At 45.3% G+C, this 17,325-nt stretch carries 17 protein-coding genes; 8 read left to right on the top strand and 9 right to left on the bottom strand.

Features of this window, described 5'->3' with window-relative positions; translation table 11 throughout:
- Positions 1–39 precede the first annotated feature (39 nt).
- From ftsZ to mutT, 5 genes are all read left to right on the top strand, one after another.
- Positions 40–1,206, top strand: coding sequence for a cell division protein FtsZ (ftsZ, locus tag GVO63_RS01285; RefSeq protein ID WP_159493658.1), 1,167 nt, complete (start codon positions 40–42; stop codon positions 1,204–1,206).
- A 211-nt stretch (positions 1,207–1,417) separates the two neighbouring features.
- A complete protein-coding gene (gene lpxC / locus GVO63_RS01280; protein WP_014950423.1) occupies positions 1,418–2,329 on the top strand; it encodes a UDP-3-O-acyl-N-acetylglucosamine deacetylase in 912 nt (303 codons plus the stop codon).
- 182 nt (positions 2,330–2,511) lie between these two features.
- The gene (locus GVO63_RS01275; protein WP_159493659.1) at positions 2,512–3,390 is read left to right on the top strand and encodes a M23 family metallopeptidase; all 879 of its coding nucleotides are present in this window, start codon (positions 2,512–2,514) and stop codon (positions 3,388–3,390) included.
- Positions 3,391–3,570: 180 nt separating this feature from the next.
- Positions 3,571–6,279, top strand: coding sequence for a preprotein translocase subunit SecA (gene secA / locus GVO63_RS01270; protein WP_159577821.1), 2,709 nt, complete (start codon positions 3,571–3,573; stop codon positions 6,277–6,279).
- Entirely contained in the window at positions 6,279–6,662 is a 384-nt protein-coding gene (gene mutT, locus GVO63_RS01265; protein WP_159577820.1) for an 8-oxo-dGTP diphosphatase MutT, read from the top strand. Before secA ends, mutT begins: the two co-directional genes overlap by 1 nt.
- A gap of 215 nt (positions 6,663–6,877) precedes the next feature.
- On the opposite strand, the gene GVO63_RS01260 is transcribed toward mutT, so the two are convergent.
- From GVO63_RS01260 to GVO63_RS01220, 9 genes are all read right to left on the bottom strand, one after another.
- Positions 6,878–7,750, bottom strand: a complete 873-nt coding sequence (locus tag GVO63_RS01260) for an aspartoacylase (protein ID WP_159577819.1) — start codon at positions 7,748–7,750, stop codon at positions 6,878–6,880.
- Between the two features lie 242 nt (positions 7,751–7,992).
- Positions 7,993–8,220 (bottom strand): DNA gyrase inhibitor YacG, encoded by a 228-nt coding sequence (gene yacG, locus GVO63_RS01255; protein WP_014950407.1) that lies wholly within the window; start codon positions 8,218–8,220, stop codon positions 7,993–7,995.
- 76 nt (positions 8,221–8,296) lie between these two features.
- A complete protein-coding gene (gene zapD, locus GVO63_RS01250) occupies positions 8,297–9,049 on the bottom strand; it encodes a cell division protein ZapD (protein WP_159493673.1) in 753 nt (250 codons plus the stop codon).
- A gap of 205 nt (positions 9,050–9,254) precedes the next feature.
- Positions 9,255–9,866, bottom strand: coding sequence for a dephospho-CoA kinase (gene coaE, locus GVO63_RS01245; protein ID WP_159577818.1), 612 nt, complete (start codon positions 9,864–9,866; stop codon positions 9,255–9,257).
- A gap of 36 nt (positions 9,867–9,902) precedes the next feature.
- The gene (locus GVO63_RS01240; protein ID WP_159577817.1) at positions 9,903–10,808 is read right to left on the bottom strand and encodes an A24 family peptidase; all 906 of its coding nucleotides are present in this window, start codon (positions 10,806–10,808) and stop codon (positions 9,903–9,905) included.
- A gap of 143 nt (positions 10,809–10,951) precedes the next feature.
- Complete coding sequence (locus GVO63_RS01235) at positions 10,952–12,160, bottom strand: type II secretion system F family protein (RefSeq protein WP_159577816.1); 1,209 nt, start codon at positions 12,158–12,160, stop codon at positions 10,952–10,954.
- Between the two features lie 81 nt (positions 12,161–12,241).
- A complete protein-coding gene (locus GVO63_RS01230; protein ID WP_159577815.1) occupies positions 12,242–12,667 on the bottom strand; it encodes a prepilin-type N-terminal cleavage/methylation domain-containing protein in 426 nt (141 codons plus the stop codon).
- A 400-nt stretch (positions 12,668–13,067) separates the two neighbouring features.
- Entirely contained in the window at positions 13,068–13,922 is an 855-nt protein-coding gene (gene nadC / locus GVO63_RS01225) for a carboxylating nicotinate-nucleotide diphosphorylase (protein WP_159577814.1), read from the bottom strand.
- A 31-nt stretch (positions 13,923–13,953) separates the two neighbouring features.
- Positions 13,954–14,472, bottom strand: a complete 519-nt coding sequence (locus GVO63_RS01220; protein ID WP_159577813.1) for a TIGR02281 family clan AA aspartic protease — start codon at positions 14,470–14,472, stop codon at positions 13,954–13,956.
- A 161-nt stretch (positions 14,473–14,633) separates the two neighbouring features.
- Between GVO63_RS01220 and ampD the strand changes: the two genes are divergently transcribed.
- The 3 genes from ampD (at position 14,634) to GVO63_RS01205 (ending at position 17,194) form a co-directional block, all read left to right on the top strand.
- Positions 14,634–15,173, top strand: a complete 540-nt coding sequence (gene ampD / locus GVO63_RS01215; protein WP_159577812.1) for a 1,6-anhydro-N-acetylmuramyl-L-alanine amidase AmpD — start codon at positions 14,634–14,636, stop codon at positions 15,171–15,173.
- 41 nt (positions 15,174–15,214) lie between these two features.
- A complete protein-coding gene (gene ampE, locus GVO63_RS01210; RefSeq protein WP_159577811.1) occupies positions 15,215–16,108 on the top strand; it encodes a beta-lactamase regulator AmpE in 894 nt (297 codons plus the stop codon).
- A 339-nt stretch (positions 16,109–16,447) separates the two neighbouring features.
- The gene (locus GVO63_RS01205) at positions 16,448–17,194 is read left to right on the top strand and encodes a GntR family transcriptional regulator (RefSeq protein WP_159493682.1); all 747 of its coding nucleotides are present in this window, start codon (positions 16,448–16,450) and stop codon (positions 17,192–17,194) included.
- The last annotated feature ends 131 nt before the right edge of the window (positions 17,195–17,325 follow it).

The following is a 17,325-nucleotide window of genomic DNA, read 5'->3' as shown; positions in this document are numbered from 1 at the left end:
GGCGTAGTGTTTAAAAAGACGTACAACCGGAGAGTAAGTATGTTCGAATTAATGGATAGTCACGGCGAAGAAGCCGTAATTAAAGTCATCGGCGTCGGTGGCGGCGGTGGTAATGCCGTTGAGCACATGGTGTCTCAAAGCATTGAAGGCGTAGAATTTATCGCAGTTAACACTGATGCACAGGTGCTTCGCAGCTCAAATGCAAATGTTACACTTCAAATAGGTTCAAGTGTGACCAAAGGGTTAGGTGCAGGTGCCGATCCAAACATCGGTCGTGAGGCGGCACAAGAAGACAGGGAAACCATTCGTCAGGCACTAGACGGTGCAGATATGGTATTTATCACAGCCGGTATGGGCGGTGGTACAGGTACGGGTGCTGCCCCAGAAGTAGCGAAGATTGCTCGTGAAATGGGCATTCTTACAGTCGCTGTGGTAACCAAGCCGTTTCCATTTGAAGGTAAAAAGCGTACTTCATTTGCCGAACAAGGCATTGTAGAGCTTGCTAATAATGTCGATTCATTAATTACTATTCCTAACGAAAAGTTGTTGAAAGTAATGGGGCCGGGCACACCGCTTCTTCAAGCGTTCAGTGCAGCCAACGACGTGTTACGCGGCGCTGTACAAGGCATTGCTGAGCTAATCACTCGCCCTGGTTTGATCAACGTCGACTTTGCGGACGTAAGAACGGTAATGTCTGAAATGGGTAAAGCCATGATGGGCAGTGGTGCAGCAAGCGGTCCAGACCGTGCTGAAGAGGCCGCTGAATCAGCGATTGCGAGTCCGCTTCTTGAAGACATCGACTTGTCAGGTGCGCGCGGTATCCTTGTTAATATTACGGCGGGCCCGGACTTTGCTATCGATGAGTTTGAAACTGTGGGTAACGCAGTGAAAGCATTCGCATCAGAAAACGCGACCGTAGTTGTGGGTACAGTTATTGACATGGAAATGACAGATGAGCTTCGCGTTACCGTTGTAGCGACGGGTATTGGCGCAGAGCGAAAGCCTGATATTTCTTTGGTCAGTTCTGAAGGTTCTCGTCTGACAACACCTGCTAGAGAATACGGCAGTTCACATTCAAGTGAACCGCGTTCAGCAGTGGGTGGTACAGAAGGCAACCAAGCGCTTAAAGCAGATGACAGTGCACAGCCAGACAACGACCTGGAGTATCTAGACATTCCAGCGTTTCTTCGCAAACAGGCAGATTAATTTAGCTGCCTGAAAGTGAAGGGAATTATTTTACGTTTGTGCTGTCTTATTGAATAAGGTGGACTTACATAACGTGAAAAATTCGCGTGAAAGCGTCAAAAAATGCGTAATCTGACAGAGTAAAATCCGTCAGATAGGCTGTTTTTTGACATGTGAGTGATAACTCACTATAATTCGCGCCCGCTTTTTTAAAAGGTAAAAGCTTAAGCAGATGATTAGACAACGTACAATCAAGCAATCGGTACAAGAGACCGGAATTGGGCTTCATAAAGGGGAAAAGGTCACAATGACTCTCCGACCTGCGCCAGCAAACACGGGTATCGTGTTTAGGCGTGTTGACCTTGAACCACATGTCGACATACCTTCGCGTGCAAACGCGGTGGGTAATACCATGCTGTGTACGTGTCTTAATAATGAAGACGGTGTAACTATCCAAACGGTAGAGCACCTGGCGTCTGCGTTAGCGGGTTTAGGTATTGATAACATTATTGTTGAAGTAGACAGTAACGAGCTTCCAATTATGGACGGAAGTGCTAGCCCGTTCGTATTCTTACTTCAATCTGCTGGTATCGAAGAACTAAACGCGCCCAAGCAATTTATCCGTATTAAAAAGCCAGTTCGTGTAGAAGATGGTGATAAGTGGGCCGAATTAGTGCCTTACGATGGTTTCCGCGTTGATTTCCAAATTGACTTTGACCACCCAGTGATCAGTCAAACACGTCAGCATATGGTGATGGATTTTGATTCATGCTCGTATGTTAATGAAGTCAGTCGTGCCCGTACCTTCGGTTTTATGCGCGATTTAGAATATATGAATGCGAATAATCTAGCGTTAGGTGGAAGCATGGAAAATGCGGTGGCGCTAGATGAATTCCGCGTGCTTAACCCTGAAGGGTTGCGCTACGATGACGAATTCTTAAAACATAAGATCCTTGACGCTATTGGAGATTTATACCTTGGCGGCCACAGTCTAATTGGCGAGTTGCGCGCATACAAAACAGGCCACGGTCTGAACAACAAGCTATTAAACGCTGTTCTTGCTCAAAAAGAGTGTTGGGAGTTTGTGACCTACGACTCTCAAGAAACAGCGCCAATTCGCTATGCTCAACCGGCGTTAGCGTAATAATTTAGAAAAGCCGCCAAACGGGCGGCTTTTTTCATATGGCAATTACTGAAATAAATGATACAGTAGCCAAATAATTAATATAAATTTCACCCAAGCGACAAAAAAATAATCGGTCAAAGGTGCTGCCTAGGTCTAAAAATACATTTGCATTGGCGTGAAACAGCAACATTCTTCGTGGTATGAAATTAACAATTACACTGGCAGGTAAAAATAAACGCTACAGGCACAGCATTAGTGTCCGTACGCTTGTGAGTGCAACTGTACTCTCTTCTATTTTTATGCTGGTGTCGAGTCGTTCAACCGAGTCTGTATCAGAAGACATTGCGCGGGTACGCCTAGCGCAAACTGAAGTCAGCGAAAAACAGAAAGACGTTGAAACGCTTAAACAACAAACCACAGTAAAATTAAAAGCTTTGCTTTCTCATGTAGCAGAATTATCGGCTCAGACCACGCTACTTGATGAAAAGAGCAAGCAAATAGCAACAGAATTAGGTATGTCAGCGGCTGACCTGGACGCTTTCGTACCGGTATCGATACCGGATAACCTTCAAGACGATCCCATCCTTCATGAAATAGCCAAGCTAGAGCAATCTCTCGATTTGAAGTCTCAACAGCTGTCTATGCTTGAAAGTTTGGTTCGGGGTCACCATATCAACGAACAGAGCCAATTATCTGGTCGTCCGATAGAGTCGGGGTGGTTGTCTTCTTATTATGGTATGCGGGCTGACCCGTTTACCGGCGAACCTACTATGCATAAAGGGCTAGACTTCGCGGGTAAAGCAGGGGAAAACGTGGTGGCAACTGCTGCGGGTATTGTGACCTGGGCAGGTGAGCGCTACGGCTATGGCCAACTAGTAGAAATTGATCACGGTGATGGCTTTGTTACCCGATATGGGCACAACGACACCCTTACTGTTTCAATAGGCGATGTGGTGACCAAAGGGGAACCTATCGCTAAAATGGGTAACACCGGGCGTTCAACCGGCGTTCACGTACACTACGAAGTAATAAGAAACGGAAAACAAGTCGATCCTCTACCCTTCGTTTACAAAAAGTAGACATAGGTAGCAGCCAGGTAGTTCACGTTAACAATGCCTTTATTAATTAAAGTCATTGATAACGGCGAAGCATAATTTTAGAACATCGCAAAACACCCTATATTTGGGCAGTGTTTTATACGTTTAATTTAGCTGTGCACGATGTGCGGCGCCTCGACAAGTAGTGGAATAAAAAAGCTAATGTTTTCAAGCATCCTTCGAAAAGTATTCGGTAGCAGAAACGACCGACTATTAAAAAAATTACGCAAAAACGTAGATGCCATTAATGCACTGGAAGCAGAATTTGAAAAGCTTTCCGATGAGGCGCTAAAGGCTAAAACCGACGAGTTTAAGGCGCGCATTGAAAAGGGTGAAAGCCTAGATGATATTCTTGTTGAAGCATTCGCGACGGTGCGTGAAGCGAGTAAACGGGTATACGGCATGCGTCACTTCGACGTCCAGATGCTTGGCGGACAAGTATTACATGAAGGTAAAATTTCTGAAATGCGTACCGGTGAAGGGAAAACCTTAACGGCTACCTTACCGACTTACCTGAATGCACTCTCTGGCAAAGGCGTTCATGTTGTTACTGTGAACGATTACCTTGCTCGCCGTGACGCTGAGTGGAGTAACCAGTTATTTACCTTCCTTGGTATGCGCGTTGGATGTAACGTGCCCGGCATGTCGCCACAGCAAAAGCGTGAAGCTTATCAAGCGGACATTACTTACGGTACCAACAACGAATTTGGCTTCGACTACCTTCGGGACAACATGGCATTTAGCCCGCAAGATCGCGTTCAGCGCCCGCTAAACTATGCCGTGGTGGATGAGGTTGACTCAATTCTTATCGATGAGGCTCGCACGCCACTTATCATTTCTGGTCAGGCTGAAGATAGTTCAGAGTTGTATCGCCGTATCAACGTCATTATTCCTAAGCTTGTTCAGCAGGAAAAGGAAGATGAAGAAGGCCAAGAAGGCGATGGCGATTACACAATCGATCTTAAAGCAAAGCAAATTCACCTTACCGAGCGCGGGCAAATTCATGTGGAAGAAATCCTTCATGAAGAGGGCATGCTGCCAGAAGGTGAGTCGTTGTTTGCTGCTGGCAATATTTCATTGCTTCACCATATCAATGCCGCACTTCGCGCGCACAAGTTATTTGCCAAAGACGTAGACTACATTGTTAAAGAAGACCAAATTGTTATTGTTGATGAACACACCGGTCGTACAATGGAAGGCCGTCGTTGGTCTGAAGGTTTGCATCAGGCAATAGAGGCAAAGGAAGGTGTTCGAATTCAAAACGAAAACCAAACCCTTGCATCAATCACGTTCCAGAATTATTTCCGCTTGTACAACAAGCTTGCGGGTATGACCGGTACTGCTGATACAGAAGCTTTCGAATTTAACCATATTTACGGTTTGGAGACGGTCGTTATCCCAACGAACCGCCCTATGCAGCGTAAAGACATGGCTGACCTTATCTACCTCACTGCTGAGGAAAAATATGAAGCCATCGTTGAAGACATCAAAGATTGCGTTAAGCGCGGGCAGCCTACACTTGTTGGTACGGTGTCTATCGAAAACTCAGAACTCATCTCTCGTATTCTTAAGAAATCAAAGATTCCTCACAAGGTACTAAACGCTAAGTTCCACGAACACGAAGCAGACATCGTTGCCCAAGCAGGTAAGCCTGGTGCGGTTACCATTGCGACTAACATGGCAGGTCGCGGTACTGATATCGTATTAGGTGGTAATTGGCAGGCAGAAGTTGAGAAGATTGAAAACCCAACTGAAGCACAAATTGAGAAAATCAAAGCAGAGTGGAAAGAAAGCCACGACGCTGTGCTTGCCTCGGGCGGTTTACACATTATTGGTACAGAACGTCACGAATCTCGCCGAATTGATAACCAGCTTCGTGGTCGTTCAGGCCGTCAGGGTGACCCAGGTTCGAGCCGTTTCTATTTATCATTAGACGATGCACTAATGCGTATTTTTGCCTCTGAAAAAATGGGCAACATGATGAAGCGTTTGGGTATGGAGCGCGGTGAAGCTATTGAGCATCCATGGGTTACCCGTGCTATCGAGAATGCACAGCGTAAGGTAGAAGGTCGAAACTTCGATATTCGTAAGCAATTACTTGAGTACGATGACGTAGCAAACGATCAGCGTAAAGTTATCTACGAACAGCGTAACGAGCTTCTTGATGAAGGCGATATTAGCGAGACCATCGCGGCTATTCGCGAAGACGTTATTTCAACCGTTGTTGATGAATATATCCCGCCACAATCACTTGAAGAAATGTGGGATGTGAGCGGTCTTGAAGAACGTATGCGTGCGGATTTTGCCGTAGATTTACCAATCAAAACCTGGCTTGAAAATGACGACAAGCTTTACGAAGAGAAGCTGCGCGAGCGCATTTTAGGCGAAGTGGTTGAGGCTTATAAAAAGAAAGAAGCCGTTGTGGGTGAACAAGTGCTGCGCCAGTTTGAAAAAGCGGTGATGCTTCAGAACCTAGATAGTCACTGGAAAGAGCATTTGGCGGCAATGGATCATTTGCGTCAAGGTATTCATTTACGTGGCTACGCGCAAAAAAATCCTAAGCAGGAGTATAAGCGTGAGTCGTTTGCCTTGTTCTCGCAGATGTTGGAAGCCTTGAAGGTCGAGGTTATCACTATCCTTGCCCGCGTTAAGGTACAAGCCGAAGAAGATGTGCAAAAAGTGGAAGAGCAGCGTCGTCAAGCAGACAATGTGCCTAAAAACTTTGAGCATGAAGAAGCGAATGCTGCGCCAGAACAAGCCAGTGACAGAGTACGTCCACAAGTTCGCGAAGGCGCTAAAGTAGGCCGTAACGACCCATGCCCATGTGGTTCGGGTAAAAAGTATAAGCAGTGTCACGGCAAACTTAAGTAATGAAAGTGGTACATGTTGCAGTGGGCGTTATCGCCCGCAGCGATGAAATATTTATTACCCTTCGCCCCGACAATGTCCATCAGGGCGGGAAGTGGGAATTTCCTGGTGGTAAAGTGGAAGAGGGTGAAACCGTGCTTCAAGCATTAAAGCGTGAGCTTGCTGAAGAGGTGGGGATTAGCGTAAACCACAGTGAGCCGGTGATAGTGATAACCCATGATTACGGCGATAAGCAAGTTAAGCTAGACGTTCACCGTGTGAATGATTTTATTGGTGAGCCTCATGGCAAAGAAGGTCAAGCATCTCGCTGGGTCAACGTGAAAGCGCTCGACCCCGCTGATTTTCCGGAAGCCAACGTTCCAATTATTCGTGCACTGCAGAAATAAAAAATGGCCACTTCATCAAGATGTGGCCATTTTTGTTTAAAACGTCCTTACTCTTTGTTGTGCCACCTCGATGTAGAGCCACTATTACCTGCGGTAACACGCCGCGATTAGAACATTTTAACTCTCGCTGAGTGGGTAATTATCTATGCGGACTGGCAAAGTTCACCAAATAGAAGAGAAACTGAATAACGAGTTCTTCTCCCCTACAAAAAGGCCTATAACTCAATACGTTCAGATGTAGCAAACGCCACGTCTAATTTAAAATACGCGGCCTCATTGATAAAATGAGGGTAGATTTCTTTTTCGCCTTCCCACAGGATATCTTTCCCGTCAAAGGTTCTAAACATAGGCGAACCTGGTAGTAAGGGCTTAAAGTCATTGTCTTGCAATGAATGATGGATCATAGCGGTGCGCTTACCATTTTCATCGAGTGGAAAACCCACGTTCTCACCTAGGCGAAAAGCCTCACACGCAGGCAATGCGTCTATCTCTATTTCATTATTGTTGTAGGCGACACAAAAATCTAAAATGGCTTCAGCCATAGTTTGTGTTAAAAGGTATACATCTTCTCTTAGCACGCCCTGAGGCTGACCGCCCACTTCAATCATCACGCCTTTCTTACCGGTAGTACATAAGTAACCGTGCTCGAGATAAGGTTTCTCGTCTTCCACCAAAATATTCGCTTCAGGCATTTGCTGCTTAACGAACCGTGCCAGCTGAACGTGGAATTCATCCGCTTCCAGAATAATAAGTGTGGCACCCATCTCGCTGGTAGTGTTATGAATATCAATGACGAAGTCGGTGTTTGAATTGCCTTTTGGACCGAACTTTTCATTAAGTAATTTGGCAAGCACCGCTTCTTTGGCTGGGTTATTGCCGGCTAAGCGCTCTAGGGTAAACTGTCGGTTCAAATCTTCTTCTACGAAGCGTACGTTCGCTTGAAGGGCCGCTTCGTTAGCAATCGTCAATGAAACATTTAGCTCATTAAATCGCGTGGGCAATCCAAACTGTTGCCAATTTCGAATAAGCTGAATACCACTGGTCTCATTACCATGAGTACCACCAACAAGCGCGATAGAGTTAAACATTCATGTTCCTTTTTTTACGAGTCTGAGGAGGCGACAGGCAGTGCATTGAATACACGTTTTTTAGTTTTTAGATGAGCTAAAGCAACGACCCGCCGCGCGATTGCTTGATATCGAAGGTATCATAGAATTCGATACACGACAGTTTGATACTACACCAGCAAGAGTGTCACTAAAATACGTTCGAAAATGAATTTACTCAAATACGCGTCGATTATTGTTGGGGAAAATACGACAAACTTAGCTTAGTGTTTAAAAAAGTCGTCAGATTGTTGCGCTAACATTGCCTCGATTTCTTCAACATCGATATGTTTAGGCGTTGCGTCTTCTGCAGGCTTACCGGCAATTTTTCTGTCCTCTGCAGCCCACTCACCTAAGTCGATAAGCTGACATTTCTTACTGCAAAAAGGGCGGTACTCACTTGTTGGTGCCCAAACCACTTGTTTGGCGCAAATAGGGCATTTCACTTCCATAATAGACTCCAGTGAAATACGTCTTACCGGTACCATAGGCATACCGAAGACGAAAAATATTGAATAGAGTTGAAGTTTAGCAGGCTGCTAAGCGAAACTGAATACTGCTTTCCACTGCGCCAGTGTGACCTTCTTGTGGCGAGAACAACATAAAGCGCAGTGCATACCGGTATTTATTGCCGCTTAATGTGGGGTAATAACCCTCATCCACGCTACATTTCACCCGAATGAGTTCGTTTTTGTCTTCTGCTGCGCCTTGGTAAAAACCGTTATCAGCAACGACGTCAACAAACTGACCGCGCTCTCGTATAAATGAGAGGCTGACTGCAATGGCATCGTCTAATAGGCCCAGCGTTTCAAGCCATTGCGCTATTTCTGTTTGGCGATGCTCTAACGGTTGCTGCAACCAAAAGTGCAAATTGGGTAAGTCGAAACTACACGCGCCACCGGGAATAGCAAAACGCTGACGAATAGCGCTTAGCAGTTTGTCATCCTTCAGCGCACTGCCAAACCGACGATCTGTTTTAAGCTTTTGCTTAAGGGTAAGTACTGTCTTTAGCGCTTGTTCTAACGCAGTGCTATCAATTTTGGGATGCTTTGACCAATAGACCAAGTTCTTCTCATGAGCGTCAAGGTCTTTAGTCAAGTCAGAGCGCAAGTCTAATCGTTCAATTAAATCAAGAAGCTCAAAAAGCTGTTCAAAGAAAACGAGCTGCAAATGGGTATGCTCAGATTTTGCAGTGATCTTAAGTTGTCCAAGCAGCTGCTCAACACGTAGATAGTTACGTACTTTTTCCTTTAATGGAAATTCGAAAACAGCGTTACCCATGAAACCCCTTAAAACCCATTGACGTGAAGAATTGGCACGCGACGCTCGCCAAAATTGAAACTTAACAGCGATAAGCCTAAAGCATCAACGCGTTTAAGCCAAGCACACTTGTACGACAAATTTTTTATTTGACGTTTTTTGTTCAAAAAAGTTTCAAAAACGGCCATTACCCTCTAATTCTTAGGGGGATCGCGCTATATAAAACTTAGCCAGATGATAATGCCAACAGGGTGTTATGGAGGTCTGTAATTTGTGTAGAAAGGGCAGATAATGTTGTACTGTTATCTAAAACCGTATCGGCTGCTTTAATGCGCTCTTCTCGTGTGGCTTGAGACGCCATGATGTTTCTTATGGTTTGCTCCGTGCTGCCATCACGTTTAAGCGCGCGTTCAAGCTGCATTGCTTCCGGACAGTCAACCACAATAACGTAGTTACACATTTCCGTCAGCTTGTTTTCAACAAGTAGGGGCACAGATAAAATGCAGTAAGGGCTGGTCGATTCACCAATGAGGTACTGCATGCGCAAGCGGATGAGGGGGTGAAGTAAGTTGTTCAGCCAGTGTTTCTCAACGTCGTCAGCAAACACTTTTTCGCGAAGAATTGCGCGATTAAGGTTTCCATCTTCCAGTAAAATGCCATCTCCAAAGCGGTTTGCTATCTCTTTCAAACCTTGAGAGCCTGGCGCAACCACATCCCGCGCTACTTCGTCCGCGTCTACAATGTCGATACCCAGTTTTTCAAAGCATGCTGTTGCGGCTGATTTACCACTTCCTATACCGCCGGTCAGGCCTACGACGAACGCCTGTTGTTTATCCATAACCATTAAGCCTTGTAGTTAAAGCATTACTTAATTTTAAAGCACAATATTCAGATAGGTAGTGATAATTTCATCTTTAAAAAGCAGAGTCAGCCAGCCCGCTACAGCTAAATAGGGGCCAAAAGGAATCGCTAACGATTTGCCTTTATTCTGAATAACCATAATGAGTATGCCAGCGATAGCACCAACAAATGAAGAAAGCAAAATAATGACAGGTAGACCCTGCCAACCAGTATACGCCCCAAGTGCTGCAAGCAGTTTAAAGTCGCCGTACCCCATGCCTTCCTTGCCCGTAACAAGTTTAAACAGCCAATACACCGACCATAAACTTAGATATCCTGCCGCCGCGCCGATAATAGCATCGGTAGTACCAACAAAGATGTTTTGCGTACTTAATAGCAGCCCTAGCCAAAGTAAAGGAAGCGTAAGCTGGTCGGGCAATAACATTTTGTCTAAATCGATGAAAAGGAGTGCCACCAGTACATAAGTAAATGCAACAGCCCAAAGCGCTTGGGACGTAACGCCAAACTGATAGGCCGCAAATGTACAGGCCAGCGCAGTGAAAAGTTCAACAAGTGGGTAGCGAATAGAAATGCCGGTTTTGCATTTTGCACATTTGCCTTTGAGAAACAGGTAGCTGATAACAGGTATGTTCTCCCATGCGCGAATTTTGTGGCCGCAGCTTGGGCAGGTGCTGTCAGGCTTAACAAGGTTAAAAGGCTCGTCCGGCGTGGTTGATTTATTATTAGAAGGTGTAGAAATACCATCATTTTCGCTATCGCTAAAATAGCTTTCATACTCTTGCTGCCAGCTGCGCTCCATCATGATAGGCAAACGGTGAATTACTACATTTAAAAAGCTGCCCACCATTAGGCTTACAAGAAAAACAAGGCAATAGAAAATAGCGGGGTAGAGCTGGCTAAGCGTTATTATGGCGTCCATGAAGTGCAGTTCTTTTAATTTTATTAATGGTCGAAAACGGGCGTGGCTTTGAGTTTATCATCTTTAAGTTTACATCAAAGCGCCGTTTTAAGGCGCCCTGATGACATCAAAGCGGTGCACTTAAAGCTAATATACTGAATAAGTTATACCACGTTACCCATTTCGAATATAGGTAAGTACATGGCCACAATCAAGCCGCCGATAACTACACCGAGTACAGCCATGATCATAGGTTCAAGCAAGCTGGTTAACCCGTCGACCATATCATCAACCTCAGCTTCATAAATGGTGGCTATTTTACTTAGCATCTCGTCAACCGCGCCCGACTCTTCACCGATAGCAATCATTTGGGTCACCATATCCGGGAATACTTGGGTTGCGCGCATGGCCACGTGCATAGGCATACCGCCCGCTACTTCTTTACGTATATACAAAATGGCATCGCGATAAACAGCATTACCCGATGCACCCGCGGCAGATTCTAGAGCACCGATAAGCGGTACGCCCGCGGCGAAGGTAGTGGCCAGGGTGCGGGTAAAGCGGGCGATACTGGCTTTTTTAAGTATTTCTCCGATAACCGGAATTTTTAAAATATTACGGTCGACCGTATCGCGCAGCTTTTGACTGCGTCTATGGGCTCGCACAAACATAAAGCCGGCGGCAGCAAGGCCCATGGCGATAAAGATACCGTAGTCCTGCACAAAACGGGATATTCCCAGTACAAATACAGTAAACGCAGGGAGTTCAGCGCCAAAGCTACTAAAGATTTCCTCAAACTGAGGAACAACAAAAATAAGAAGGATAGTCGTAACAATAAAAGCAACAACCAAAACCGCAATAGGGTAGAACATCGCTTTTTTGATTTTTGATTTTAGTGCTTCGGCCTTTTCCTTATAAGTAGCAATTCGGTCATAGATAGTTTCAAGGGCGCCCGACTGCTCGCCGGTATACACCAAGTCGCAATATAGGTCGTCAAAATAAAGGGGGTGTTTTCTGAGTGCTGATGAGAGTGGGTTACCTGATTTAACTTCTTCGGTAATTTCCCCAAGCAGCTTACGCATAAGGGGGTTCGTATGGCCCTGCGCGATCATGTCTAAAGACTGAATCAGCGTAACTCCAGCCGCAAGCATAGTGGCTATTTGACGAGATATAACGGAAATATCTCCAGGTTTTATCTTCTTGGCACCACCGAATAAAGGCTTAGCAAGCTTCTTTACCTTATTTGCTGAAATACCTTGGCGTCGAAGCAGGTTTTTTGCTTCTGAGAGCGATGTAGCGGAAATTTCGCCTTTACGGGCTTGACCGTGCCGATCTTTTCCTTGCCATGTGAATACCGAAGCCGCCTTAGCCATTTTGTAATATCCAAAGTGAAATTAAACAAAAAACCCAGTTACAACACTGGGTTTTTCTTTTATTGGTGTACGCGCTTTTCATTAGCAAAGCGTTGTTGGTACGCATGCTGCAGCCCAAGTAACGCGGCCGTCGGTTACTGTAGGAGTAAGTGTATAAGTAGCAGGGTTTGTGCCATCAGTAACACCAGAGTTTCCAGAAGCTTCAGCTTCGATTACACCATTCAGTGTAGTAACACCAACAACTGTTGCAGATTGTGTTACGTCTGCTGGAACACCGCTTGTACCGCCGTCACATGCTGCTAGCGTAGCGTCGACAGTTTGTGCGCAAATCTCAACTGCAGTTTTTGCTGCTGCCGTAGCGTTAGTTACTTCAGTAAACTTCGCTTTTTGCGTGTAGTTCTGGTAAGCAGGCAATGCGATTGCTGCAAGGATACCGATGATTGCAACAACAATCATTAGTTCGATTAGGGTGAAACCCTTTTGGTTTTTTGTATTCATGTTCATCATGGTTTTTCTCCGGGACGTGTATAACACGCTAAGTTAAATCAAATTCAAATTGACGTTTATACCCGAGTCGTCCATTTCAACGCCCCTGGTACTTGATACTCAGTATAGAATTTTATTTGTCACTGACAAGTATAGGCAACTATACGTATGTCTAGCTTTTGCAGTATGACATGGTTCGGTGCGCCATGGCAGGCCTGTGTGCTTGAACTTTCGTATAAATCTTAATGACTTAACTACGTATATTCATCTATACACAGAGAACATTAAAGAGAAAAAACTAAAGGTAGGCGTGAATTGTGGTATCGCGTGCGATACGACAATTCACGCTTTCATATGGTGTTGATGACCGAAGTAATGCCGCTTATATCACCAAAAAACACGTTGTCACTCACTTGATTTGCTATGACAAATTAATACGCAGAGACAAGTCAATTGCCTGAACATGTTTGGTTAATGCACCAGACGAAATATAGTCCACGCCAAGCTTGGCAAGCGATGCTAGTCGCTCATCAGTAATGTTCCCTGATACTTCTAGTTTACATTGGCCATTGTTAAGCGCTACTGCCTGTTGGATCTGTTCGTTAGAAAAATTATCTAACATAACGATATCGGCACCCGCTGAAAGGGCTTGTTCAAGTTCTTCTAAGTTCTCAACCTCTACTTCAACAGGTTTGCCTGGCATCATCGCTTTTGCTCGACTAACAGCTTTTTGAATATCACCACAAGAAAATATGTGGTTTTCTTTTATCAAAAACGCGTCAAAAAGACCAACACGATGGTTCTTACCGCCGCCACAGCGCACTGCGTATTTCTGTGCATAGCGAAGGCCTGGCAAGGTTTTACGTGTGTCTAGAATTTTGGTGTGCGAGCCTTCTAAGAACTTGGCGTAAAAAGCGGTCACGGTAGCCGTGGCTGACAGAGTCTGCAGAAAGTTAAGCGCTGTACGCTCTGCAGTGAGTATAGCGCGAGCAGAACCTTCTATACTCACCAGTACGGTGTTGGCATCAACCTGCTCGCCATCTTCAACATGCCAAGTCAGCGATACCGTCTCGTCAATAAGCGCAAAGGCTTGATTTGCCCATGCGATACCGCATATAACGCAGGGCTCGCGGGTAATGATGGTAGCTTTTGCGTTAACGTTCTCATCTATTAGGTTCGCGGTAATGTCATTTGCGGCATTCAACTCGCCGCCAAGATCTTCAATAAGCGCGTTCGATACTTGCTCTCGAATCGCGCACATGTCTGGTGATGTCATCTTCATCGCTATGATCTGTGCTATGGTCTACTTAAAGGGTACGCAATATTAACCAATCTCCGCGCTGAGTAAACTCTAATTGGCGAAGAACGCTCATTCCAAGCAAGATATGGTCATCTTGCATGCCGGGATTTAAATTTGCTTTTACATCGCGCACCACAATCTCACCAATACGCAAAGTATCAATCGTTGATTCGGCCACCCGAACTACGCCGTTAGCTGTACTCGCTAACCCCTCGCGACCGGCTTTAAGTTGAAGTCTATTGGCCAAGTGAGCGGGGACGGCCACATCGGTTGCACCAGTATCAACAAGAAATACCACTTCCTCACCGTTAATATAGCCCGTGGTGACGTAATGGCCTTGGCGATTTTGCTTAAGACGAACCTCAGTTTGCGAGCCAATACGCTCAGATGTCGGCTCACTATTTGGGTTTATTTGCTTTTCTAACAGATCGGAGAAGACAAAAACTAAAAGCCCAAAGCCGCAAATCCACGCAAGCGCAACCATCCATTTGCCCGTTGACGTCGTCGGGTCTTGTTGTTCATTCATGCTTTAACCTTTTTTCGATAGTGATGCGCAGTGCTTACGCACAGCCTGCACGCTAATGTACGCGAGTAAACTACTGGAAAGTAACATATATAGCCCTATACACTCATATCCATATACAATGTAGGCTACAACGCAGAAAATCAAATATCGAAGCAAAAACTATGATGCTCTACAATAAAGCGCGCTACATCCCAAGTCCGCATTTTGATGCGCGTCCTGACACCACAGATGTCAGCTTATTAGTTATACACAATATTTCACTTCCACCTTCACAGTTTGGTACGTCGGGTATTCGTCAATTGTTTACCGGTACGCTCAATCCGGATGAACATCCTTTTTATAAAGAAATTGCGGGGCTGCGGGTCTCCGCTCACTGCGTGATTTACCGTACCGGTGAAGTGGAGCAGTTTGTGCCGTTTGAGCAGCGCGCATGGCATGCAGGTTTGTCTTCATTTCAAGGGCGCAGTCGCTGTAACGACAATGCGATAGGTATCGAACTTGAAGGGACTGATACTCTGCCTTATACCGACGCCCAGTATAAAGCGCTTGGTGAACTTACGGATTTTATTATAAGACACTATCCTCGGATCACTTTAGGGCGTATCGTAGGTCATAATGATATCGCGCCGGGGCGTAAAACTGACCCTGGTGAGTCTTTTGATTGGGCAAGATATAGAATGCGTGTTTCAGGGTTTAAATAATTAAATAATCTGGGCCGCTAAAAAAAGGAAACGCAATACCTATGATGTTAATGAGTTTGCTGTTAGTTCTCAGCCTAGAGCGGCTGATAACAAAGACACCGAACTGGCATATAGAAAAATATGCCGGTCAATATCGCGCTTTTCTTCAAGATAAAGGCTTAATGCAGTTTCAAGAAAGTGAAGGGGGGAATGAAAAAGCCTCTACCGCCACTTTTTATTTCTTCCTATTACTTCCTGCTGCACTGTTGGGTGTCGTTGAGTATTGGGTACTTGGTGCATTTCTCACTTTTATCGAGCAGAGCATTGTATTGTTTGTCTGCATCGGCTGCCCTGTATTACGGGCAACCTATAAAAACTTTTTAAATGCAGCAGAGCGGGGAGACCTACAGGCCTGCAGTATGTACACCGACCAACTAGGACATTGCGCAAGTCAGGTAGACAGCGACGGCACTGCAGGCGCAGAAGGCAAGAGCTTTGGCCAACATTTAACTTGGCTAAACTATCAACACTACGCAGCAGTCATGCTTTGGTTTATAGCGTTTGGTGCGCCGGGCGCCTTATTTTACAGTCTGAGCAGAAGCTCTACAGAAGCACTATGTGAGGCTAATCATCCTTTGAAAGACGCGGCTGGAAGGCTGATGTTTGCCCTTGATTACATTCCTGTACGCGTAACTGCCTTCGGTATGTTGATGATGGGGCACTTTTCTCGTGCTCTGCCTGAGTGGCTGAAATATGCGCTAAAGTTTGATGTGTCTGCGTACGATGTGCTTACTCAAATCTCATCCCAAGCGGAGATGCTCACCCCGGAAGAACAGCAATTGCAGACGGAAAATGCGTCAGTAGAGCCTAAAGTGCTGGTCAAGTTAGCAAAGCGTAATGTTATTTTTCTGCTTGTTATTACATCGGCGCTTACGCTCGTCGGTAGCCTCGCATAATCATTATTTTTAACATTTACTCACCTCTCAGCTTTTGGTCTGTTTATTAATTGTAGACAGATCAATCGCTTTGCATCTTATTTTACACCCCTTCCTCCTCATCAGACCAGTTTTGATTGCTGCTCTTTTCTTAACAATTTCAATAATAAAGCTTAACACGCAGCAAAACCTAGCGTCTTTGCTATGCTTTGGAGTATTTACCTCGAAATCGATCTGCCTTAAACTAGATAGGTAAAATGGTATTACCAATTGTGTCTGTAATTAAATTATCTCTGATTATTTTTTACATTCACTGCTGTTATATCAGCGCTGGTTTAAATTGAAGGATACGTTCAACGCATGCGACAGCAGCGAAAAAAACTCTCTGATGTAATCACCGAGCAACTCGAGTCAATGATACTCGACGGTACGCTATTGGCAGGTCAAAAGTTACCGCCAGAGAGAGAACTCGCGCTTGAATTTGATGTGTCTCGTCCTTCTTTACGAGAGGCTATTGGTAATTTACAGGCGCGGGGGTTGGTTGAGCGAAAACAAGGTGGTGGCACGTTTGTTAATCGCAACCTAAATGCGGCGATGAAAGATCCGTTGATGGATTTGGTGAGCCAGCGTCCGGAAACACAGTTTGACTTGCTTGAGTTTCGTCATGCGCTTGAAGGTATGTCAGCATATTACGCGGCACTGCGTGGTCAGCCTGAAGATTACAATGCGTTGAAACAAGCATTGAATGATTTGCCAACGCCCAAAGCTGACGAGAGTAAACGTGCGCAAGCAGAAGCGCTTGGGCAGTTTTACATCATTATGGCGAGAGCGTCACACAATATGGTGCTGCTTCACGTAATGAGCACTATGCAAAGTATGTTGGTTGACAACATCGAACGAAATTTAGACATGCTGGCTGCACACCCTGAAGCGGTAGCGGACATTGCTAAGCAGCGTCGTGAAATTGTAGAAGCCATTGCTTCTCGCGACCCAGAGGCTGCGCGTCAGGCATGTAACACCCATTTGGCGTTTATTGAAAAAACGCTATTAACCATTAATCAACGTGATACCCGCGTTCAGCGCGCATTACGACGATTAGAGATTTAGTCATTTAGTCAACGTTTGCGGTTTAGACAGCAAGGGCTAGATAGCTATTCATTCGCAGAGGCCGGTCAGGTTTTTCCTGTGCCACTGCAAAAGCAGGTGAGCCAGATTGGGTCACTGTGAGTACAACGTAA

The sequence above is a fragment of the Alteromonas sp. KUL106 genome (assembly GCF_009811415.1).
In the GTDB taxonomy this organism is placed as follows: domain Bacteria; phylum Pseudomonadota; class Gammaproteobacteria; order Enterobacterales; family Alteromonadaceae; genus Alteromonas.
Note: the sequence above shows the minus strand (reverse complement) of the source record. Positions and strands in the feature narration are given on the sequence as shown.